This window comes from Streptomyces doebereineriae, assembly GCF_031845645.1.
GTDB classification, from domain to species: Bacteria; Actinomycetota; Actinomycetes; order Streptomycetales; family Streptomycetaceae; genus Streptomyces; species Streptomyces canus.
Window position 1 is genome coordinate 1 of record NZ_JAVREZ010000529.1, and the last position, 402, is coordinate 402.

General features: G+C 72.9%; 1 protein-coding gene. It reads left to right on the forward strand.

The genetic code is table 11. The features are described from left to right. Positions 1–302 (forward strand): DUF3097 family protein (locus RNB18_RS53115; RefSeq protein WP_311721194.1); only part of this gene is annotated, 302 nt, incomplete at its 5' end. Between the last annotated feature and the right edge of the window lie 100 nt (positions 303–402).

The window sequence follows — 402 nt, forward strand, 5'->3', positions numbered from 1 at the left end:
GTTCCAAGGAGTCCCGGATCGCGGCGCGGGTCTCGGACCCGCATGTGCTGGTGGTGGGCCACCCGTACATCGACGTGTGGGAGGCGGTGAAGCCGTCGTCGGTGGGGATCGGCGCGTGGCCGGTGGTGCCCCGGGGCCAGGACTGGAAGACGGGGGTGTGCCGGGCGCTGGGGTGGCCGGAGACCACCGGGGCGGCCTGGCAGCACATCCTGTCCAAGGTGCACAGCTACAAGGACCTGGAGCCGCAGCTGCTCGGCAGGGTCGAAGAGCTGATCGACTTCGTGACCGCCGTACCGGACTGAGCCGACGGGGACCCGGGCCCGGGGCTCAGTCCACCAGGTCCCGCACCACGGCGTCGGCCAGGAGGCGCCCGCGCAGGGTGAGGACCGCGCGGCCCTCCTC